Source organism: Streptomyces sp. NPDC005492 (assembly GCF_040605995.1).
Lineage (GTDB): Bacteria > Actinomycetota > Actinomycetes > Streptomycetales > Streptomycetaceae > Streptomyces.
In genome coordinates this window covers 1-19566 of record NZ_JBEXDX010000068.1, presented here as the reverse complement: position 1 = coordinate 19566, position 19566 = coordinate 1, and the positions used below count along the sequence as shown (strand labels likewise).

At 69.9% G+C, this 19566-nt stretch carries 23 protein-coding genes, 1 tRNA gene and 1 pseudogene; 20 read left to right on the top strand and 5 right to left on the bottom strand.

The window, feature by feature from the left end; genetic code table 11:
- The first annotated feature begins 9 nt into the window (after positions 1-9).
- Both ABZT04_RS42925 and ABZT04_RS42920 read left to right on the top strand, forming a co-directional pair.
- Entirely contained in the window at positions 10-996 is a 987-nt protein-coding gene (locus ABZT04_RS42925) for a cytochrome c oxidase assembly protein (RefSeq protein ID WP_356065243.1), read from the top strand.
- 298 nt (positions 997-1294) lie between these two features.
- Positions 1295-2698 (top strand): DUF4041 domain-containing protein, encoded by a 1404-nt coding sequence (locus ABZT04_RS42920; RefSeq protein WP_356065241.1) that lies wholly within the window; start codon positions 1295-1297, stop codon positions 2696-2698.
- Between the two features lie 12 nt (positions 2699-2710).
- Here ABZT04_RS42920 and ABZT04_RS42915 read toward each other — a convergent pair whose 3' ends face one another.
- Complete coding sequence (locus tag ABZT04_RS42915; protein WP_356065238.1) at positions 2711-4459, bottom strand: copper resistance protein CopC; 1749 nt, start codon at positions 4457-4459, stop codon at positions 2711-2713.
- A 157-nt stretch (positions 4460-4616) separates the two neighbouring features.
- The gene (locus tag ABZT04_RS42910) at positions 4617-5084 is read right to left on the bottom strand and encodes a cupin domain-containing protein (RefSeq protein ID WP_356065271.1); all 468 of its coding nucleotides are present in this window, start codon (positions 5082-5084) and stop codon (positions 4617-4619) included.
- Positions 5085-5249: 165 nt separating this feature from the next.
- On the opposite strand from ABZT04_RS42910, the gene ABZT04_RS42905 reads away from it, so the two are divergent.
- The 4 genes from ABZT04_RS42905 (at position 5250) to ABZT04_RS42890 (ending at position 7149) form a co-directional block, all read left to right on the top strand.
- On the top strand, positions 5250-5846 hold the full coding sequence (locus ABZT04_RS42905) for an HhH-GPD-type base excision DNA repair protein (RefSeq protein ID WP_356065235.1): 597 nt from the start codon (positions 5250-5252) through the stop codon (positions 5844-5846).
- A 61-nt stretch (positions 5847-5907) separates the two neighbouring features.
- Positions 5908-6573, top strand: a complete 666-nt coding sequence (locus tag ABZT04_RS42900; RefSeq protein ID WP_356065232.1) for an HdeD family acid-resistance protein — start codon at positions 5908-5910, stop codon at positions 6571-6573.
- Between the two features lie 79 nt (positions 6574-6652).
- A complete protein-coding gene (locus tag ABZT04_RS42895; protein WP_356065229.1) occupies positions 6653-6970 on the top strand; it encodes a hypothetical protein in 318 nt (105 codons plus the stop codon).
- Between the two features lie 53 nt (positions 6971-7023).
- On the top strand, positions 7024-7149 hold the full coding sequence (locus ABZT04_RS42890) for a hypothetical protein (RefSeq protein ID WP_356065228.1): 126 nt from the start codon (positions 7024-7026) through the stop codon (positions 7147-7149).
- Positions 7150-7176: 27 nt separating this feature from the next.
- Here ABZT04_RS42890 and ABZT04_RS42885 read toward each other — a convergent pair whose 3' ends face one another.
- Positions 7177-8685, bottom strand: a complete 1509-nt coding sequence (locus ABZT04_RS42885) for a helicase HerA-like domain-containing protein (RefSeq protein ID WP_356065226.1) — start codon at positions 8683-8685, stop codon at positions 7177-7179.
- A gap of 105 nt (positions 8686-8790) precedes the next feature.
- Between ABZT04_RS42885 and ABZT04_RS42880 the strand changes: the two genes are divergently transcribed.
- On the top strand, positions 8791-9087 hold the full coding sequence (locus tag ABZT04_RS42880) for a type II toxin-antitoxin system VapB family antitoxin (RefSeq protein WP_003999914.1): 297 nt from the start codon (positions 8791-8793) through the stop codon (positions 9085-9087).
- A gap of 157 nt (positions 9088-9244) precedes the next feature.
- A complete protein-coding gene (locus ABZT04_RS42875) occupies positions 9245-9877 on the top strand; it encodes a LytR C-terminal domain-containing protein (RefSeq protein WP_356065268.1) in 633 nt (210 codons plus the stop codon).
- 84 nt (positions 9878-9961) lie between these two features.
- Here the strand turns inward: ABZT04_RS42875 and upp are convergent, their stop codons facing one another.
- A complete protein-coding gene (upp, locus tag ABZT04_RS42870) occupies positions 9962-10597 on the bottom strand; it encodes a uracil phosphoribosyltransferase (protein WP_356065225.1) in 636 nt (211 codons plus the stop codon).
- 96 nt (positions 10598-10693) lie between these two features.
- Between upp and ABZT04_RS42865 the strand changes: the two genes are divergently transcribed.
- From ABZT04_RS42865 to ABZT04_RS42820, 10 genes and pseudogenes are all read left to right on the top strand, one after another.
- On the top strand, positions 10694-10888 hold the full coding sequence (locus ABZT04_RS42865; RefSeq protein WP_356065223.1) for a hypothetical protein: 195 nt from the start codon (positions 10694-10696) through the stop codon (positions 10886-10888).
- Positions 10889-11137: 249 nt separating this feature from the next.
- Positions 11138-11674, top strand: a complete 537-nt coding sequence (locus ABZT04_RS42860; protein WP_356065221.1) for a hypothetical protein — start codon at positions 11138-11140, stop codon at positions 11672-11674.
- Positions 11675-11742: 68 nt separating this feature from the next.
- Entirely contained in the window at positions 11743-12174 is a 432-nt protein-coding gene (tadA, locus tag ABZT04_RS42855) for a tRNA adenosine(34) deaminase TadA (RefSeq protein WP_356065219.1), read from the top strand.
- Positions 12175-12219: 45 nt separating this feature from the next.
- Positions 12220-12304 (top strand) — tRNA-Ser (locus ABZT04_RS42850).
- Positions 12305-12482: 178 nt separating this feature from the next.
- A complete protein-coding gene (locus ABZT04_RS42845; RefSeq protein ID WP_356065216.1) occupies positions 12483-12659 on the top strand; it encodes a hypothetical protein in 177 nt (58 codons plus the stop codon).
- A gap of 22 nt (positions 12660-12681) precedes the next feature.
- Positions 12682-12975, top strand: coding sequence for a Dabb family protein (locus ABZT04_RS42840; RefSeq protein WP_356065214.1), 294 nt, complete (start codon positions 12682-12684; stop codon positions 12973-12975).
- 143 nt (positions 12976-13118) lie between these two features.
- Positions 13119-13982 (top strand): RNA polymerase sigma factor SigF, encoded by an 864-nt coding sequence (locus ABZT04_RS42835; protein WP_356065212.1) that lies wholly within the window; start codon positions 13119-13121, stop codon positions 13980-13982.
- A gap of 290 nt (positions 13983-14272) precedes the next feature.
- Entirely contained in the window at positions 14273-15163 is an 891-nt protein-coding gene (locus tag ABZT04_RS42830; protein ID WP_355910589.1) for an RNA polymerase sigma factor SigF, read from the top strand.
- A 62-nt stretch (positions 15164-15225) separates the two neighbouring features.
- A complete protein-coding gene (locus tag ABZT04_RS42825) occupies positions 15226-15891 on the top strand; it encodes a hypothetical protein (protein ID WP_356065210.1) in 666 nt (221 codons plus the stop codon).
- 28 nt (positions 15892-15919) lie between these two features.
- A pseudogene (locus tag ABZT04_RS42820) lies at positions 15920-16039 on the top strand (GNAT family N-acetyltransferase); the annotation flags it as partial.
- A 24-nt stretch (positions 16040-16063) separates the two neighbouring features.
- Here ABZT04_RS42820 and ABZT04_RS42815 read toward each other — a convergent pair.
- A complete protein-coding gene (locus tag ABZT04_RS42815; RefSeq protein ID WP_356065208.1) occupies positions 16064-16261 on the bottom strand; it encodes a hypothetical protein in 198 nt (65 codons plus the stop codon).
- Positions 16262-16451: 190 nt separating this feature from the next.
- Here ABZT04_RS42815 and ABZT04_RS42810 point away from each other — a divergent pair, with 190 nt between their 5' ends.
- Positions 16452-16949 carry a MarR family transcriptional regulator gene (locus ABZT04_RS42810; protein WP_356065266.1) on the top strand — a complete coding sequence of 166 codons (498 nt, stop codon included), beginning with the start codon at positions 16452-16454 and terminating at the stop codon, positions 16947-16949.
- 21 nt (positions 16950-16970) lie between these two features.
- The gene (locus tag ABZT04_RS42805) at positions 16971-19469 is read left to right on the top strand and encodes an MFS transporter (RefSeq protein ID WP_356065206.1); all 2499 of its coding nucleotides are present in this window, start codon (positions 16971-16973) and stop codon (positions 19467-19469) included.
- Positions 19470-19566: the final 97 nt, after the last annotated feature.

Genomic DNA, 19566 nt, shown 5'->3' with positions numbered 1-19566 from the left:
TAGATCGCGATGGAGAACCCGCCGCAGCTCACCATGGGACGGCTGTTCTCCTCCTGGCAGGCGGACGTCCCCGCGCTGCTGCTCGTCGTACTCCTCGGCGGCCTGTACGGCTGGGGTGTCCTGCGGCTGCGGCGCCGGGGCGAGGCCTGGCCGCTGGCGCGGACCGTCGCGTTCGCGCTGTTCGGCCTCGGCACGCTCGTGGTCGCCACGATGTCCGCGCTGGCCGTCTACGACCGTGTGCTGTTCTGGCCGGCCGCCGTCCAGAACGTCCTCCTGGACCTGATCGCCCCGCTCGGCCTGGCCCTCGGCGATTCGCTACGGCTGGCCCTGCGCGCCCTGCCCGAGCGCGCCGCCGCCCGAGCGCAGCGCACGCTGACCGGCCGACTGGTCCGCCTGTTCACCTTCCCACTGGTCAGCACGGCCCTCGTCCTCACCACCGAACTGACGATCTACTTCACGCCGTACTTCGAGACGGCCCTGGCCCACACCTGGCTGCACCAGCTCATGTACCTCCAACTGCTGCTCGCCGGAAGCCTGTTCGTCCTCCCGGTACTCACCCGCGAGGAGGCGCTGCCCGCCTGGTGCACCCACCCGGTGCGGGCGGCGCTGGTGTTCGTCGACGGGATCATCGACGCGGTCCCGGGAATCGTGGTGATGACCCACGGCACACTGATCGCCGGAGCCTGGTACCTGCACCACGCCCCCTCCTGGGCCCCCGACGTCCAGCACGACCAGCAACTCGGCGGCGGCGCGATGGTCGGCATCGCCGAACTCGTCGCCCTCCCCTTCCTCCTCGCGATCCTCGTCCAATGGGCCCGCACCGAACGCGCCGAAACGGCCGCCCTGGACCGCCGCCTGGACACGGAACTGGTCCGGGCGACGCCCGCCGCCACATCGGCTACGGAGGCAACGGCGACCGGGGGGCCGGAACTCGTCCGCCCCTGGTGGGAGACCGAGAACAGCGAGGTCGCGCAGCGTATCCGGGGACAGCGCTGACGGCTCCCGAACGGGACTGTCCAACTCCCGGATGAGCCGGACCCTTTCGCACGGTCACAGAATGATCACGACGAGGAACTCCAGGGTGAGCGCGTAGCGATACGGCGACAGAATGCGACCATCCGTCAGGGGGGATGGGGCAATGAGCGCTTACCGGTTCAATCCGCCGCCCGGTTGGCCTGTGCCGCCTCTGGGTTGGGTGCCGCCGCCGGACTGGGTGCCCGATCCCTCGTGGCCGCCGCCTCCGGACGGGTGGCAGTTGTGGGTACCTGAGCAGGCCGCGCCCGGGACCGTGGCGGTGGCAGTGCCGGACCCCGCCGCTCCCTCGGTACCCGCGCCCCGTAAGAGCGGGCTGTTCGGCCGTCGGCGGGCGGACGCGCTGTCCGAGGCCGACGAGTTGCGGGCCTGGATCAGCAGGACGCAGGGGCTGGACGCCGCGCAGGTGGCCGACCTGGTGCGGCGGACCGAGCTGGAGGCGGCCACCCTGCGCGAGCGGAGCGTTGCCGAGGCCGCCGTAGAGGCCGAGGGGGTGTTGAAGGACGCTCGGGAGACGGCCAAGGAGATCCTCGACGACTCGCGCCGTACGGCGAAGGAGACCGAGCGGGCACGCAGGGACGCCGACCGGCACCGTAAGGAGGTGTTCGACGGCGAGCGGCGGCTGGCCGAGCTTCAGGCGCGGATCGTCGTCACCGCCGAGACCGTGATGCTCCAGGAGGCCGGTGTCTACGCCTACCAGCACGCCCTGCAGGACGCCATCGCCTACCGCAGCCGGCTCGACACCCTGCAGACCGAGATCAAGAACCTGGCCCGCACCGACCGGGCCGTGCTCGGCGCCACCGACTGGACGGTGAACGGCTCCAAGCGCGAGGGCCAGAAGATGGTCCGCGACTTCTCCAAGCTCATGCTGCGCGCCTACAACGCCGAGGCCGACTACGCGGTGCGCACCATGCGCCCGCACCGGCTGCGCCCGCTCGTCGACCGGCTGTACAAGAGCCGCGAGACGATCGCCAAGCTCGGCGCCACCATGCACATCCGCATCAGCGACGAGTACCACAACGCGCGCGTACGGGAGTTGGAGCTGACCGCCGACTTCCTGCAGAAGAAGGAAGAGGAGAAGGAGGCCCAGCGCGAGGCGCGCGCCAAGGAGCGCGAGGAGGCCGCCGTCCAGCGCGAACTCGACCGGCAGCGCGAGAAGTTGAACAAGGAGCTCAGCCACTATCAGGCCGCCCTCGACCGGCTGCGCGAGCGTGGCGACGAGGCGGCGGTCGCGGAGATGGTCGCCAAACTGGCCGAGATCGAGGGCGCGCTGCAGGAGGTCGAGACCCGCGCGGCGAACATCCGCACCGGCTATGTGTACGTCATCTCGAACGTCGGCGCCTTCGGCGACCGCGTCGTGAAGATCGGCATGACCCGCAGACTCGAACCACTGGACCGGATCTACGAGTTGAGCGGCGCCTCGGTGCCGTTCCGCTTCGACGTGCACGCACTGATCTTCAGCAAGGACGCGGTCGGACTGGAATCGGCACTCCACAAGCAGTTCGCCGAACGCCGCGTCAACCAGGTGAACAGCCGCAAGGAGTTCTTCTACGCCACCCCGACCGAAGTACGGGACGCGCTCAGGCCGTTCACCGGACAGCACCTGATCGAGTTCACCGAGGAACCCCAGGCACTGGAGTGGCGGGCCGGCAAGCAGCCGACGTGACCAGGCCCCCGCCTACCGCACGATCCGCACCCGCCGCTCCACGCTCACCTGGTCCACGTCCGTCGTCCTGATCGTGACCTTCATGGTCCAGGTCCCGGCGATGGGGAGGTTGAGGGTGTTGGTTCCCCAATAGCCGCCCTCGTCCTTGATGTTGGCGTCGAGGGGGCCGATCTTCTGGGTCGGGAGGGTGAAGGAGAGGCGGAGTTCGGGGACGGTGGCGAAGCCGCCGTCGGGGCCGTAGACGACCGCTTCGACCGAGTTCTGGCCTACCCGGCCGGGGTCGAGGGTGATCTGTACCTTGCCGCCCGCGTTGCCGACGCGGAAGGGGACCATGGTGACGGAGGCCGCCGGGACGCCGGCCGGGGTCGCCGTCTGCTGGGCCTCCGCCGACGCGCGGCCCGGGAGGGTGGTGGTCAGCAGGGTGGTGATCACCAACACCGTTACGCCTACGGCGACTTCGCACAGCACCGAGCGGCGCAGGCCACGTCGGTACCTGTCCTGGGAGCCGTCATCGGGAGTCGTGGCGGCCTCGGTCGTCATCGCGTCCGCGGCCTTGGTCTCCGCTCCCGTCCGGACCAACTCCGGGAGCTGTAGGCGTACTTCCGTCTCCGTCAAACGGGCCGTCCACCGTCGCGACCAGCCCGCCGCCGCCAGCAGCAGGACCACCGCGCCGAGTTTCACGAGCAGGATGCGGCCGTACGACGTGTCGGTCAGGGCGTTCCACGAGCCCAGGCCGCGCCAGGACTGGTAGACGCCGGTGACGACCAGCACGGTCACCGAGGCGAAGGCCAGGCGGGAGAAGCGGGCGACCGGGGCCGCGTCGAGGTCCGGTGAGCGGTAGAGGACGGTGAGCAGGGCCGTCAGGCCGCCGAGCCATACCGCCATCGCGAGCAGATGCAGCACCGCCGACGTCATCGCCACCGGCACCTGGATACCGGCGGAGGCGTGTTCCGCGGAGGCCCAGGTCAGTGCCAGGGCGACCGACAGTACGGCGCCCGTCCCCAGGGTCACCCGGCCCCATCGCTCGCGGCCCCGGAGACGTAGCAGGAAGACCGCTGTCGCGGCCAGGAGGAGCAGGCGGGCCGCCAGGGCCAGGCCCGGGCGGGTGGTGAGGGTTCTGGGGAGGGCTGTCGGGTCGAAGGCCGTGGTCAGGGCGGTGCCCGCTTCGTACGGGGCCCGGAGGATCAGGAGGGCGATCGTGGACGCCAGGAGGGTCCACCAACCCGTGAGGATCGGCTTGTTGAGGACCGTCGGGTCCGGTGGGCGGCACAGGGTCGCGAAGGTGGCCGTACCGATGAGGAGGGCCGCGGCGACGTACGCGAAGTAGCGGGCGATGTCGTACAGGCTGCCCGTGAGGGGGTCCTCGTTCGGGGCGGTGGTGATCGGGGTGGTGGTGGCCGAGGGCTTGCCGACGGAGAAGGTGAAGGCGCCCGAGACGGGGTGGCTGTCGGCCGAGACCACGCGCCAGGCGACCGTGAAGGTGCCGGTGCCGAGCTTGGCCGGGAGGGTGACGCTCGCCGTGTCGCCCGCGTCCTTCGCGTGGTGCGCGGAACTCGTTTCCACCCGCCGGTTGTCGGGGTCGTAGACGCGGAAGGAATCGTCGAGCAGGGTGACGGACTCGGAGAAGGTGAGGGTGACGCTGCGCGGGGCGGACTTGAGGACGCTTCCGTCGGCGGGGTCGGTGGTTTCGAGGGCGGCGTGCGCGGACGCGGTGCCCGCGGTGCCGAGGAGAAGCAGGACCAGCAGGGAGCCCAGCAGCACCAGCCCTTGGACTCCTCGCCGCCTTCCGCTGATTCCGTCGCGTCCACAACGCTGTCCTTCGTTCCGTCGTCGGCGCACGTCATATCTCCGTCTTCGGACTTGCAGGCCTCCGGTTAGGTACGGGCGAACCGCTCCCTTCACTCACCATGGGGGCCGTTCATGGGCGGCACAGGGCGGTGATGCGGGCGGCCTCGGACGGGTAGCGGACGGTCAACTCGGCCGCGTCCCCGTGCTCGTAGCCCTCGAAGGTGAACCCGGGTGCCATCGTGCACCCGAAGAACGTCCACGCGCCGGCCACCCGCGCCCCCATCCAGGTACCGGCGGGCACGGTGAACTGGAGGTGCTGGCCGTGCCGTATGTCCGGGCCGAGGACGGCCGTGCCCACGGTGCCGTCGGGGGCGAGGAGCAGGAGTTCCAGCGGATCGCCGAGGTAGAAGTGCCAGACCTCGTCGGTGGGCAGCCGGTGCAGGGCGGAGAAGTCGGGCGCGGTGAGGAGGGCGACGATCGCCGTGCCCTCGGGGCGGCCGTCGGGCCGCTCCGGGCCCGCCCACGTCTGGCGGAACAGGCCGCCCTCGCGGGGTATCGGCTCCAGTTCGTAGTGCGCGACGAGGTCTTCTGGGGTCATCACGCCGGAAGGCTACGGGAGGGCCGTGAGCATGCCATCTCCCGGGGGACGAACGCCGGTTGAGCGTGCTTACAGGGGAGGAGCACACCGGGGACGTCGATCAGCCGCTCCGACTGACGTACCAGGACAAGCGGAACCAGCCCCCCACCCGGCATGATGCCAAGCATGGACGTCACCCTTCACCTCGCCCAGGACCCCGAGGCCGACGAGCTCCTCGGCCGTTCCCCACTCGCCGCGCTGGTCGGGATGCTGCTCGATCAGCAGGTGCCGATGGAGTGGGCGTTCAAGGGGCCGCGGACGATCGCGGACCGGCTCGGTGCCGAGGATCTGGACGCGCACGAGATCGCCGCACGTGATCCCGAGGAGTTCGCCGCGCTCCTCTCCGAGAAGCCGGCCGTGCACCGGTATCCCGGATCCATGGCCAAGCGGATCCAACAGCTCTGCCAGTACCTCGTCGAGCACTACGACGGGGACGCGAGCCGCGTCTGGGAGGGCGTCGGTACCGGTGGCGAGCTGCTGAAGCGGCTGGAGGAGCTGCCAGGGTTCGGGAAGCAGAAGGCGCAGATCTTCCTGGCCCTGCTCGGCAAGCAGCTCGGTGTGACGCCGAAGGGCTGGCGCGAGGCCGCCGGTGCCTACGGGGAGCCGAAGTCCTTCCGGTCCGTCGCCGACATCACCGGGCCCGAGTCGCTCACCAAGGTCCGCGCCCACAAGCAGGAGATGAAGGCGGCGGCCAAGGCGGCGAAGGCGGCGGGCGGCAAGTAGTCCGTCAGCCAGGTGGCCCGCCCCGGTGGCGGGGCGTTCGCCGCCGGTCAGAGCATGGACCATGACCGAGGCACCGAGCGGCTCCCCCTGGGGCCCGGAGTTCGACGACCGCCGCGCCCACGCACCGCGCCCCCCGCACCACGAGCGGGACCGGGAACCGGATCTCGAAGGTCCCCTGTACACCCTGTCCAAGGCCGCCTGGCAGGTCGTCCTGCTCACCGGCGTCGCCTCGCTGGTCCTGGGCGTCCTGGTCCTGGTGTGGCCGGGCGCGTCCCTGTTCGCGGCCGGCATCCTCTTCGGCGTCTACCTGCTGATCAGCGGCGTCTTCCAGCTCGTCTCCGCCTTCGGCACCCACAAGGCGACCTCGCTGCGCGTGCTGGCGTTCATCAGCGGCGCGCTGTCGATCGTGCTGGGCCTGTTCTGCTTCCGCGGCCCGATGCAGTCGATCCTGCTGCTCGCCCTGTGGATCGGCATCGGCTGGCTGATCCGGGGCATCACCCAGACGCTTGCCGCCCTGCACGACCAGACCATGCCCGCCCGCGGCTGGCAGATCTTCCTCGGGATCGTCACGTTCGTCGCCGGCATCGTGCTGATCGACTCGCCCTTCCGCTCGGTCGCCGTCCTCACCCTGGTCGGCGGCATCTGGCTGGTCGCGGTCGGCGTCGTCGAGATCATCACCGCGATCCGGATGCGGAGCCGGGCCCAGCAAGTGCCGACCGCGCTGTGACGGGCACCCCTGCTCCATGTGGGCGTATCTCGCTCCGGACGCGATGAACGCCGTAGGGCCGCAGGGCAGATTGACCCCTGTGACCCCCGCACGAAGCCTCCCCCGCAGCCGAGCCTGGCTGCGGGCGCTCGTGCTGCTGCTCGCGTTGCTGGTGCCGGGTGCGCACGTCGAAGCGAGCGCGACACCCGTCGCGTCCTCCGTCGAGACGACCATCGAGTACGACGCCCTCGACACGACCGCGCCGGCCCTGCGGCCCGTTTCCCTCGCGGTCCACCGCCCCGCCGCGCCGCTACGTCCCGCCCCGGCGCCCGGTGTTCCCGCGCGCCACCCCTTCCCCGCGCCGCCCCGGGCGTCGTACACCCTGCGTGCCCTGCGCACCGTGGTCCTGCGCTGCTGACGTACCGACCGCTCCCCAGGTCAGCCCGTCGGTACGACGCAAGGAACACAGCCATGCCCATCGACCCGTACGCGGTCCTGCGCGCCCTGCTGCGCGCGGAGGCCGTACGCAACGCGCCCAAGCCCGAAGTCCGCAAACCCGCCGAGCCGCAGCGGCCCCCGGAAAAACCCGGGCGCTGAGCCGCCCGTACGGCCCGGCGGTGGCGGCTAGCGCTTCCGCCGGGCCGTGCCGAACAGGGAGCGGGTGATCTCGCGGCCGATCTGCGTACCGACGGAACGGGCCAGGGACTTGAACATGCCGCTGCCGACGACCTGTTGGACCATCGACTCGTCCTCTTTCGGAGCCGAACGGGGAGTCGCCTTCGGGGTCTCCTGCGGCTCCGGTCGTGCCGACAGCTTCTCGTACGCCGACTCGCGGTCCACAGCCTGTGCGTAACGGCCGTAGAGGGACGAGGACTTGACCGCCTGGTCGAGGGTGGCCGCGTCGACCGGGCCCATCAGGGACTCGGGGGCGCGCAGGCGGGTGACGGCGACGGGTGTCGGGGCGCCGTTCTCGCTGAGGACCGTGACCACGGCCTCACCGGTGCCGAGGCCGGTGAGGATCTCCTCCAGGTCGTAGGAGGAGTTCGGGAAGGTCTTCACGGTCGCCTTCAGGGCCTTCTGGTCGTCCGGGGTGAAGGCGCGCAGCGCGTGCTGGACGCGGTTGCCGAGCTGGGCCAGGACGTCGCCGGGTACGTCCTTCGGGGTCTGCGTCACGAAGAAGACGCCGACCCCTTTCGAGCGAATCAGCCGGACGGTCTGCGTGATGGAGTCCAGGAACGCCTTGGAGGCGTCGTTGAAGAGCAGATGCGCCTCGTCGAAGAAGAAGACGAGCTTCGGCCTGTCGGCGTCGCCGACCTCCGGGAGGTCGTGGAAGAGGTCGGCCAGCAGCCACATCAGGAAGGTCGAGAAGAGCTGCGGTTTGTCCTGGACGGCGGGGAGTTCGAGGACCGACACCATGCCGCGGCCGTCCGACGCCGTGCGCAGCAGCTCGTTCGTGTTGAACTCCGGCTCGCCGAAGAAGTCGGCCATGCCCTGTGCCTCGAACGCGGTGAGGGAGCGCAGGATCACGCCGGCCGTGGCGGTGGACAGACCGCCGATGTTCTTCAGCTCCGGCTTGCCCTCGTCCGAGGTCAGGAAGGTGACGACGGCCCGCAGGTCCTTGAGGTCGATCAGCTCCAGGCCCTTGGTGTCGGCGTAGTGGAAGACCAGGCCGAGGGACTGCTCCTGGGTCTGGTTGAGCTGGAGGACCTTGGAGAGCAGCACCGGGCCGAAGCCGGTGATCGTGGCGCGGACGGGGATGCCGTGGCCGATGCCGCCGAGGGCGTAGAACTCCGCCGGGAAGCCGGTCGCCGTCCACTGCTGGCGGACCTCCGCGGCTCTGCCGGTGACCTTGTCGTTCGCCGCGCCCGGCGCCGAGATGCCCGAGACATCGCCCTTCACGTCCGCGAGGAACACCGGCACGCCCTGCGCCGAGAGCTGCTCGGCGATGAGCTGGAGCGTCTTGGTCTTGCCGGTGCCGGTGGCGCCCGCGACCAGGCCGTGGCGGTTGAGCATGGGGAGGGGGATGCGGATCTGCGCGTCGGGCAGACAGGCGCCGTCCCAGAGCAGGGCGCCCAGATCGAGTGCAGGTCCTGTGAAGGCGTAGCCCGAGGCGATCGTCTCGCTGTCACTCATATCAGGCCCCTGTTCCCTTTTTGCCCGCCTTTGCGGCATCTTTTCCAGCGTCGCACTCCGTCTCCATGGCTGCGCCCGGAACGTCATGACCGGTAGGCTTTCCGTGTGATCTTCAAGCGCATCGGAAACGGCCGGCCGTACCCCGACCACGGCCGGGAAAGCACCCGGCAGTGGGCGGATGTCGCGCCGCGCCCGGTCCGCCTCGATCAGCTCGTGACGACCAAGGGCCAGCTCGACCTGGAGACCCTCCTCGCCGAGGACTCGACGTTCTACGGCGACCTCTTCGCCCACGTCGTGAAGTGGCAGGGCGACCTGTACCTGGAGGACGGTCTGCACCGCGCGGTCCGCGCCGCGCTGCAGCAGCGGCAGGTCCTCCACGCGCGCGTGCTCGAACTGGACTGATCCGCCGCCACGGTCCGGACGCCGGGCCCGGAGCGAGCCGTTCCGGTCGACCGTTCACCCGTTCGGGTTGGACCGGGCGACGTCCAATGATCATCTAGTAGGAATCGTCGCCCAAGCGCACTACGCTGCGCTCATGAGCATGCTGACTCCCCCAGGCATGGGCGGCCAGTACCGGATCACGGGGGACAAATACCCGCGCATGCGCCGTCCGCGGCGTCGCGGGCGGCTCGTCCTCATGGTGGTCGCGTCCGTCGCCGTACTGGGTGTGGGCGGGTGGGGCACCTTGCAGCTCATCGACGTCTTCACCGGTGGCGGCAAGCAGGCCGCGGCGGTCGGTCCCAAGGCGGACTGCGCGTCCAAGGCCAGCCCCTCGGCGAGCACCGGCACGGACACCGCCGTGCCGAAGCCGGCCCAGATCACCGTGAACGTCTACAACGCCACGCCCCGCAGCGGCCTCGCCAAGTCGACCGCCGACGAGCTGAAGAAGCGCGGCTTCAAGATCGGCGACGTGGGCAACGCCTCCGCGCAGTGGGACAAGAAGGTCAAGGGCACCGGGGTGCTGCTCGGCCCCGCCGCCTCGCTCGACACCTCGCTGCCCGTCCTCGCCACCCAGCTCACCGGCGCCGAGCGCCGCACCGAGACGACCCGCAAGGGCACCGACATCGACCTGATCATCGGCACCGCCTTCAAGGACCTCACGGCGAAGGCGGCGGCCGACAAGGCGCTGGCCGCGCTGGGCGGGCCCACGCCGACGGCCGGCGCTTCGGCCTCAGCGAAGGCGTGCTCGTAGCCGTAGGAGAAGGCGTCCGGAAGGCGCACCTTCCCGTACGACCGCCAGGTAAGAGCCGTACGGGAATCGGGTGTTGGCCGGGTGTTACTCGGCGGCGCCGTAGAGCCGGTCGCCCGCGTCGCCCAGGCCCGGGACGATGTAGCCGTGTTCGTTCAGGCGCTCGTCGACCGAGGCCGTCACGACCGTCACCGGGGTGCCCGCCAGCTCGCGCTCCATGACCTCGACGCCCTCGGGGGCGGCCAGCAGGACCACGGCCGTCACATCGTCGGCGCCGCGCTTGATCAGCTCGCGGATCGCCGCGACCAGGGTGCCGCCGGTGGCCAGCATCGGGTCCAGGACGTACACCTGGCGGCCGGAGAGGTCCTCCGGCATGCGCGTGGCGTACGTGGAGGCCTGGAGCGTCTCCTCGTTGCGCACCATGCCCATGAAGCCGACCTCGGCCGAGGGGAGCAGCCGGACCATGCCGTCCAGCATGCCGAGGCCGGCCCGCAGGATCGGCACCACCAGCGGGCGCGGGTAGGACAGCTTGACGCCGGTGGTCGAGGCGACCGGCGTCGTGATGTCGACCTGTTCGGTGCGCACGTCACGCGTGGCCTCGTAGGCGAGCAGGGTGACCAGCTCGTCGGCCAGGCGGCGGAAGGTCGCGGAGTCGGTGCGCCGGTCGCGCAGCGTGGTGAGCTTGTGGGCGACCAGAGGGTGGTCGACGACGTGGAGACGCATGTCGACAACAGTAGCCGCCGCTCCGTTCCTGCTCACGCTGGCATCAAACCGCCCGTCCGGGGGAAAGTGGGAGGGACGGACCGGGGTGGTGAGCAGATGCCTGACCGTGAGTCCCACGAGGACCCGTCACAGCAGGACAGCCGGGAGACCGATGCCGAGCGCAGACGGCGCCGGGCACAGTTCCTGCGCGACCTGGCCGAGGCGCGCGAGCTGCGCGACCGCGTCCAGCCCCGCCGCGCCAAGACCGCGCGGCTGCGCCACGCCATGCGTATGCGCACGTTCCGCTGGTAGTTGAGGCCTGTCTCACAGCACCTTGTAAGCCCAACCGGGTGCGTGTGCACGGGGATCGCCGCGTACGATCCCGCTGGTGGTCGATCAAAACGGGCGGACACAGGGAGCCGAAGACGTCCCCTGTGCGCCTTGTTTCTGCCACGATTCCGAGTGGGTGGGGCTCGGAGCACGAGCTCTCCCCACCCGCAGCCTCAACCTCCGCCGGGGGGACCCCCAACCGGCACGCCTAAGACCAGTGGGAGAGTCACGGTGTACTTCGCCGCACTGCTCGCGCGCACCGAAGACGGGTGGGAAGCGAGCGACACAGAGCTCGACGATGTCGAGAGCCTGTCGGATCTGGCCGAACTGGCCCGTGAAGCCTCGCCCGAGGACGACACGGTGCTGGTGCTCATCGAGCAGGAGGACGCCTGGTTCGGTGTCGTCCGCATCGACGGCGAGGACGACCCTCGGATCTACGTCTCGGACGCCGCTGCGGCAGCCCGCAGCTCGTACGGCGAGATCCTGCTCACGGACGAGCTGCTCGGGAGGGATCCGGACGACGACGTGGTCGTCGACCTGGACTCCCTCGACCTCGACGGCACCGAGGACGGTGACGCCGAGGAGGACGACGACGAGGAGGACGGCACCTCCGCCGAGGCCGTCCCGCACAGCCCCGTCGGGGACAGCCAGATCCTCGACGACCTGGGCGTCGGCGAGAAGGAGCTGCGTCTCCTCGACGCCGACGACGCGCTGAGCTCCATCGCCGAGGCCCTGGGGGCCTCGGAGGTCCTGGAGACCGTCCGCTGACCACGGCAGCACGCACAGAAGGGACCCCTGACCCTCAGGACCCGGTACGAGACCGCTGGCGGGCCGCGATGCGGCTCGCCCTGGAGGAGGCCGGAGCGGCCGCCCGGGGCGGCGACGTCCCGGTCGGCGCGGTCGTACTGTCCCCGGACGGTACGACCGTGCTCGCCACCGGCCACAACGAACGCGAGGCCACCGGCGACCCGACCGCCCACGCCGAGGTCCTCGCGATCCGGCGGGCCGCCGCGCACCTCGGTGAGTGGCGGCTGTCCGGCTGCACCCTCGTCGTCACGCTGGAGCCGTGCACGATGTGCGCGGGCGCGCTGGTGCAGTCACGGGTGGACCGGGTCGTCTACGGCGCCCGCGACGAGAAGGCCGGCGCGGCCGGCTCCCTCTTCGACGTCGTCCGCGACCGACGGCTCAACCACCGCCCCGAGGTGATCGGTGACGTGCTCGCGGAGGAGTGCGCACACCTGCTCACGGAGTTCTTCCGCGGCCGCTGATTACCGATTTCAAACCACACCCCACCTTGTTGTAAGGTCTCTCTCGGTAGCGTGTCCGAGCGGCCGAAGGAGCTCGCCTCGAAAGCGAGTGTGGCGCAAGTCACCGAGGGTTCAAATCCCTCCGCTACCGCTTCTGAAGGGCCCCGTCGAAAGACGGGGCCCTTCGTGCATGCCGCCCCCGCCATCGGCAACCGCCCTCCCCCTGCGGCCCGTTGATCCCCGATTGATCCAGAAAAGGGCCGTGAAGGTTACACTCACCGCCGTCAACAGGGGGCCCACCGGGCACGGACGTCACAGGGGAGGCCGCGATGGCGGTGAACGCGAAGAAGATCGCCGTCTATTTGCTCGTGGTCTTCGCGCTGTATGTGATCATCACGGACCCGTCCAAGGCGGCCGACTACGTCCAGATAGGCTTCGAGGGCATATCGGACGCCGCGAAGGCCATCGGCGACTTCATGACCTGGCTGGCCGACGGGGCGCACTAGCCGACAACCCAGGAGCGCGCAGATGATCCGCCACCTCGTCCTCTTCAAGCTCGACGAGGGGGTCGAGCGCGACGACCCGCGCGTGGTGGCGGGCGTCGAGGCCTTCCGCCCGCTCGGCGACCTGATCGAGGACCTGCGCTTCTGGGAGCTGGGCTGGAACATCAGCGACCGCCCCATCGCGTACGACTTCGCGATCAATTCGGCGGTCGAAGACGCCGACGCCCTGAAGCGGTACATCGAGCATCCTGCGCACCAGGCGGGCGTCGCGCTGTGGCGCGAGTTCGCCACGTGGGTGATCGCCGACTACGAATTCTGAGCTCTCCCCTTCAACAGCCCTCCGCCGGAACAGCGGAGGGCTGTTATGCGTCTTATGAACCAATTCAACCCTCAACACGGAGTAACGCGGTGATATGCGGTGCTTGCACACAGTGCGCATGTGTTGTGATGCTATGACCGCTATTGACGGATGAGTTGACCGATGAAGAGGTGGCGTTGACCGTGTCGGCCAGTACTGCGCCGCCCCAGGAAGTCACGGAAACCCCGCCGGCCGCGCCCCGCAGCCGGGGCGCCGACACCCGGGCGCTCACCCAGGTGCTGTTCGGCCAGCTCAAGGAGCTCCAGCCGGGCACGCCGGAGCACAACCGGGTGCGCGGGGCGCTCATCGAGGCCAACCTCCCGCTCGTGCGCTACGCCGCCGCCCGCTTCCGCTCCCGCAACGAGCCGATGGAGGACGTCGTCCAGGTCGGCACGATCGGTCTGATCAACGCCATCGACCGCTTCGACCCGGACCGGGGCGTGCAGTTCCCGACCTTCGCGATGCCGACCGTCATCGGCGAGATCAAGCGGTACTTCCGCGACAACGTCCGCACCGTCCATGTCCCGCGCCGGCTGCACGAGCTGTGGGTGCAGGTCAACGCCGCGACCGAGGACCTGACGACCGCCTTCGGGCGCACCCCCACCACCGCCGAGATCGCCGAGCGGCTGCGCATCGCCGAGGACGAGGTGCTGTCCTGCATCGAGGCCGGGCGGTCGTACCACGCGACCTCCCTCGAGGCCGCCCAGGAGGGCGACGGACTGCCCGGCCTCCTGGACCGGCTCGGCTACGAGGACCCGGCCCTGGACGGCGTGGAACACCGCGACCTCGTCCGCCATCTCCTCGTCCAACTCCCCGAGCGGGAACAGCGCATTCTGCTGCTGCGCTACTACAGCAATCTCACCCAGTCGCAGATCAGCGCCGAACTCGGCGTCTCCCAGATGCATGTCTCGCGGCTACTCGCGCGTAGCTTCCAGCGACTGCGCTCCGCGAACCGCATCGAGGCATAGCCACGGCACCGCGCGGCCATAACCGAATGCGCTAGCGATCCGTCACCGGTACGAACGAATCGCTCACCAGGGCTCTTCCCGACAGTTCTGCGCTGAAAAACCGTCAGACCCCCTGTTTCCAGGGCTGATTCGTCACTCACATGTCGACATGTCACTACAGCGTGTTGCCGACATGTGACATTCTGCGGGAAGCGCGTTTGCCGTGGCTCAGGCTCCGGTATTCAGGTGAAGGCACCGCTCCCCAGACGGGGGCGATCGCCACGACCGTCCCGCGACCCAAAGGGGGTGGCATGTCCGCAGACCAGGGCAGCTCGAAGGTGCTCACGCTCACCAAGAGCGAGGCTGAGCCCGCACTCGACGCCGTTACGGTCCTGGAGGCCGTACCCGCCGTACCGGCCCCGGCCCTCCCGACCACGGGAGCCATCGACACCCGCACCCTGTCCCGCTCCCTGTTCCTGCGGCTCGCCGCACTCGACGAGAACAGCCCCGAGCGCGCCTACGTCCGGGACACCCTCATCGAGCTCAATCTCCCGCTGGTGCGTTACGCCGCCGCGCGTTTCCGCTCGCGGAACGAGCCGATGGAGGACATCGTCCAGGTCGGCACGATCGGCCTGATCAAGGCGATCGACCGCTTCGACTGCGAACGCGGGGTGGAGTTCCCGACGTTCGCGATGCCGACCGTCGTGGGCGAGATCAAGCGCTTCTTCCGCGACACCTCGTGGTCGGTGCGTGTCCCGCGCCGGCTCCAGGAGCTGCGGCTGGCCCTGACGAAGGCCAGCGACGAGCTGTCCCAGAAGCTGGACCGGTCCCCGACCGTCCCCGAACTCGCCGCGGTCCTGGGCGTGTCCGAGGAGGACGTGGTCGACGGCCTCGCGGTCGGCAACGCCTACACCGCCTCCTCGCTCGACTCCCCGGCCCCCGAGGACGACGGCGGCGAGGGCTCCCTCGCTGACCGCCTCGGCTACGAGGACACGGCTCTGGAGGGCGTGGAGTACCGGGAGTCCCTCAAGCCGCTCCTGGCCAAGCTCCCGCCGCGCGAGCGCCGGATCATCATGCTGCGCTTCTTCGCCAACATGACCCAGTCGCAGATCGGCGAGGAGGTCGGCATCTCCCAGATGCACGTCTCCCGCCTCCTCACGCGCACCCTGTCCACCCTGCGCGAGGGCCTCATCTCCGACTGAGTCGTCCACCGAACCCGCCGCCGAGGGTTCCTATTTGACGGGGTGTCAGCCACCATGGCGCGATGCTTCGTTCGACATGGACAACTGGCCGCCGAGGCGCCCTGCTGGGCGCGTCGGCGGCCGTCGTCTGCGCGACGCTGACCGCGTGCGGAGGCGACAGCGGCGGTTATACGGCGGTCGGCGCGCCCCCGCCGTCCGCCACGGCGGCACGACCGACCGGAAGCGTCACCCTGGTACCGCTCGACGCCCCCAAGTCACCTGCCGGGAGCCGCACTTCGGGAGCGGATACCGGGACCGCACCCGGGCCGGCGTCCAGCACACCTGCCCCGGCCACGTCACCCGCGGGCGCCAAGTCCGGTCGTAGCAGCGCACATTCGCCCTCATCGACCCCGACCACCGCTCCTACGACGGCCCCGGCCACCCCCGCCGCCCTCACCTGGGGCACGCCCGTGCGCACGGCCACGGATCACCGCTGGTGCGAGGACGTGACCCTAGGCCTTCGCAACTCCGGTGGTACGGCGGTGCGTTCGGGCACGGTGAGCTTCGGGACGCACATCATCGGAGCCCTCGGGATCGACTGGGCGACGATCGACTCCACGGAACGACTGTCCGTGCCGATCGCGGCCGGCGCGCACAAGGACCAGACCTGGACGGTGTGCGTCGAGGCATGGCGGGTGCCGTTGGGGATGCACATCGAGACGCGGGACGTGTCGGTCCAGTGGGCCTAGAAGGCACATGAAGTGCACTGCGGTTCTGCGGACCGTCGATCCCACCTCGCCGCCCGACCGGGCGGCGGCGAACCGGCTGGACGAGCGGCTCGGCTTCCGGGCCTGGGGGTCGACGGTCTACCGGTTCACCCTGGACGGGGACCGGTAGCACGTCCGCTGTGAGCGACCCCTGTTACATGAAGGCCAGGTAGGCCACCGCCGCCACGACCAGCACGGCGACGACGACGCCGACGATCAGGCCGATACGGGGTCCGGCGGGGGCCGCAGCCTGCTGCTGTCGGCCCTGGGGGGTCTCGTCGACGAAGGCACGGAACATCTGGGTGCTGCCGGCGGGGTCGTAGTTGCCCTCGGGGCCCTGGGTGTTTGCCATGGGCCGAGACACTAGCGAATCCCCGGGGGACACCCAAGTGCGGGGGCTCGTGCGGCCGTTCCCACCTGTGGGTTTACTTTCCATAATGCTTGCCTTTGCCAACTTTTTGTTTCCCCGCACAGGCTTTTTATTTGCCTGTAGCAACCAACCTCTCTTATGGTTGCCCTAAGCAACGAACATGGGAGGTGTGATGGCCGAGCAGGCGCAGTACGAGGAGCTGATGCGTCAGTTCAGTGCCTTCGGCGCCGTGCGCAGGGAGCTGGGACGGATCCTGCCGTCCGACTGCCCCGGCGGTTCCGTGGCCGTCCTGACGCTGCTCGGCCGGCACGGGGACATGCGGATGAGCCGGCTCGCCGAGCTGCTCTCCGTCGACATGTCCGTGACCAGCCGCCATGTCGCGCACGCCGCCGACCGGGGCTGGATCACACGGTCCCCCGACCCCGCCGACAAGCGCTCCCGCATCCTGCGCCTCACCCCCAGCGGCTGGGCCCAGGTGGACGAACTGTCCCGGCGGACCGCCGAGTTGCTCGCCGACCGGCTGAGCGACTGGAGCGAGGAGGAGGTCGGGCAGTTGATCCGGCTGATGGCCCGGCTCCGGGCCAGCTTCGACGACTGCCGCACCCCCCACAACACCAGCCCCCACTCCCCCCACCCCGAACTCGAACACACCACCCGTACACCCGTATAAGCACGGAAGAAAAGGAAGCCCATGGCAACGACCACACCAGCCGGTGTGCGGGCCCACGCGAAGCACGGAGGGGGATCCCCCGCGGCCCCCGACGGCGCTCCGATGACACACCGGCAGATCATGGAGGCGCTCTCCGGGCTGCTGCTCGGCCTGTTCGCCGCGATCATCTCCTCGACGATCGTCACCAACGCCCTGCCGACCATCATCGGCAGCCTGGGCGGCGGCCAGGAGGCCTACACCTGGGTCGTCACCGCGGCCCTGCTCTCCATGACGGCCTCGGTGCCGCTGTGGGGCAAGATGGCCGACCTGGTCAGCAAGAAGGCCCTGGTCCAGATATCCCTGGTCATCTACATCATCGGCTCGGTCGTCGCCGGTCTCGCGCAGAACCCGGCGATGCTGATCGGCGCCCGTGTCATCCAGGGCCTCGGCGCCGGCGGTCTCTCCGCCCTCGTCCAGGTCGTGATGGCCGCGATGATCGCCCCGCGCGAGCGCGGCCGGTACTCCGGCTACACCGGTGCCACCTTCGCGGTCGCGACCGTCGGCGGTCCGCTGCTCGGCGGCGTGATCACCGACACCTCGTGGCTCGGCTGGCGCTACTGCCTCTTCGTCGGCATCCCCTTCGCGCTGATCGCGCTGGTCGTGCTCCAGAAGACGCTGCACCTCCCGGTCGCCAAGCGGAAGGTCAAGGTCGACTGGACCGGCGCCTTCTTCATCACCGCCGCCGCCTCGCTGCTGCTGGTCTGGGTGACCTTCGCCGACGACAAGTACGACTGGCTGTCGTGGCAGACGTACACGATGGTGGGCGGCACGTTCGTGCTGGCGCTGCTGTTCGTGTTCACCGAGACCCGGGCGAGCGAGCCGATCATCCCGCTGCGCCTGTTCCGCAACCGCACGGTGTCGCTGGCCTCGCTGGCCTCCCTGTTCGTCGGTGTCGGCATGTACTCGGGCACGGTGTTCTTCTCCCAGTACTTCCAGCTCGCCCGCGACAAGTCCCCGACGATGTCCGGTGTCATGACGATCCCGATGATCGGCGGTCTGTTCGTCGCGTCGATGGTCTCCGGCCGGTTCATCACCAAGACCGGCCGCTGGAAGGGCTGGCTGGTCGCCGGCGGTCTCTTCCTCACCGCGGGCCTGGGCCTGCTCGGTCTGATGCGCTACGACACCCCGTACTGGGAACTGTCCATCTACATGGCCATGCTGGGGATCGGCGTCGGCACGATGATGCAGAACCTCGTGCTGTCCACGCAGAACCAGGTCACCCCGAAGGACCTCGGCGCCGCCTCCTCCACGGTGAGCTTCTTCCGGTCCCTCGGCGGCGCGGTCGGCGTCGGTGTGCTCGGTTCGGTCATGTCCGGCCGGATCACGCACTACGCCAAGGACACCGTCACCTCGCTCGACCCGCAGTCGCAGGCCGCCGCCGCGAAGGCCGTCGGCAGCAGCGCGCTTCCCGACATGGACGCCCTGCCGTCCACGGTCCGCACCTGGCTGGAGAGCGCCTACGGCCACGGCATCGCCGATGTCTTCCTGTACGCGGCGCCCTTCGCGCTCGTCGCCTTCGTCGTCGTCATGTTCATCAAGGAGGTCCCGCTGCGGACGTCCGGCGGGCTGGCCCAGGCGGCGCAGGAGAGCGTGGGCGTGCTGGAGATCGGCGAGGTGCCGCTGCCGGCCGAGGCCGAGGAGAACGCCGTAGCCGCCACGAACGTCCAGGCCGCCGCCGTAGCGACGGTGGTCAGGGAGGAGACCGTCCCCATGTCCGGTGGGATTCCTGTCCGCGGCTTCGTCCGCGGCGCCGAGAGCGCGCCCGTGCCGCAGGCCGCCGTCACGCTGATCTCCCTCGGGGGACGGCAGTTGGGCCGCTCGGTCACACAGGCCGACGGGTCCTACGGGGTGGACGCGCCGAGCGTGGGCTCGTACGTCCTGATCGCCTCCGCCGACGGCTTCCAGCCGCAGGCCTCCACAGTCGTCGTCAACAGTCCCGAACCGGTCTCCTACGACGTCGTCCTCAGCGGCACCAGTGGCCTCAACGGCCTTGTCCGGGCGGCCGATTCGGGTCAGCCCGTCAAGGACGCGATGGTGATCGTGACCGATGTGCGCGGGGATCTGCTGGCCACCGGAACCACCGGTGAGCAGGGCGAGTTCGCCTTCGCCGAGCTGGTGCCGGGTGCGGTGACCCTCGCGGTGAACGCCGCCGGGTTCCGGCCGCACGCCCTGCCCGTCGAGGTCGGCGGTACCGGTGTCACCCGGGTCGAGATCGACCTCGACTCCGGCGCGCAGGTCCTGGGTGTCGTCCGCTCCCCGCACGGTCCGCTGGCCGACGCCCGCGTCACCCTCGTGGACGCGGCGGGCAACGTGGTCGGGACCGCCACCACCGGGACGGACGGGGCGTACGCCTTCACCGACCTGAGCGGCGGCGAGTACACGGTGATCGCGACGGGCTACCCGCCGGTCGCGACCGCCCTCACGGTGAACGGCCGCGGAGCAGACGGCCACGACATCGAACTCGCCCACCCGGGCGAGTAGTTCAGCCCCGGCCCTCACACTTGTTAGGCCGAGAAAATCAGAACCGCCGCGTGATCAGCGCCCGCTTGACTTCCTGAATCGCCTTGGTGACCTCGAT

Coding starts and splice junctions, on each gene's coding strand:
- ABZT04_RS42925 (WP_356065243.1), top strand. CDS start 10: ATGGAGAACCCGCCGCAGCTCACCATGGGACGGCTGTTCTCCTCCTGG.
- ABZT04_RS42910 (WP_356065271.1), bottom strand. CDS start 5,084: ATGACCCCAGAAGACCTCGTCGCGCACTACGAACTGGAGCCGATACCC.
- ABZT04_RS42905 (WP_356065235.1), top strand. CDS start 5,250: ATGGACGTCACCCTTCACCTCGCCCAGGACCCCGAGGCCGACGAGCTC.
- ABZT04_RS42900 (WP_356065232.1), top strand. CDS start 5,908: ATGACCGAGGCACCGAGCGGCTCCCCCTGGGGCCCGGAGTTCGACGAC.
- ABZT04_RS42890 (WP_356065228.1), top strand. CDS start 7,024: ATGCCCATCGACCCGTACGCGGTCCTGCGCGCCCTGCTGCGCGCGGAG.
- ABZT04_RS42885 (WP_356065226.1), bottom strand. CDS start 8,685: ATGAGTGACAGCGAGACGATCGCCTCGGGCTACGCCTTCACAGGACCT.
- ABZT04_RS42875 (WP_356065268.1), top strand. CDS start 9,245: ATGGGCGGCCAGTACCGGATCACGGGGGACAAATACCCGCGCATGCGC.
- upp (WP_356065225.1), bottom strand. CDS start 10,597: ATGCGTCTCCACGTCGTCGACCACCCTCTGGTCGCCCACAAGCTCACC.
- ABZT04_RS42865 (WP_356065223.1), top strand. CDS start 10,694: ATGCCTGACCGTGAGTCCCACGAGGACCCGTCACAGCAGGACAGCCGG.
- tadA (WP_356065219.1), top strand. CDS start 11,743: ATGCGGCTCGCCCTGGAGGAGGCCGGAGCGGCCGCCCGGGGCGGCGAC.
- ABZT04_RS42845 (WP_356065216.1), top strand. CDS start 12,483: ATGGCGGTGAACGCGAAGAAGATCGCCGTCTATTTGCTCGTGGTCTTC.
- ABZT04_RS42840 (WP_356065214.1), top strand. CDS start 12,682: ATGATCCGCCACCTCGTCCTCTTCAAGCTCGACGAGGGGGTCGAGCGC.
- ABZT04_RS42830 (WP_355910589.1), top strand. CDS start 14,273: ATGTCCGCAGACCAGGGCAGCTCGAAGGTGCTCACGCTCACCAAGAGC.
- ABZT04_RS42825 (WP_356065210.1), top strand. CDS start 15,226: ATGCTTCGTTCGACATGGACAACTGGCCGCCGAGGCGCCCTGCTGGGC.
- ABZT04_RS42815 (WP_356065208.1), bottom strand. CDS start 16,261: ATGGCAAACACCCAGGGCCCCGAGGGCAACTACGACCCCGCCGGCAGC.
- ABZT04_RS42810 (WP_356065266.1), top strand. CDS start 16,452: ATGGCCGAGCAGGCGCAGTACGAGGAGCTGATGCGTCAGTTCAGTGCC.
- ABZT04_RS42805 (WP_356065206.1), top strand. CDS start 16,971: ATGGCAACGACCACACCAGCCGGTGTGCGGGCCCACGCGAAGCACGGA.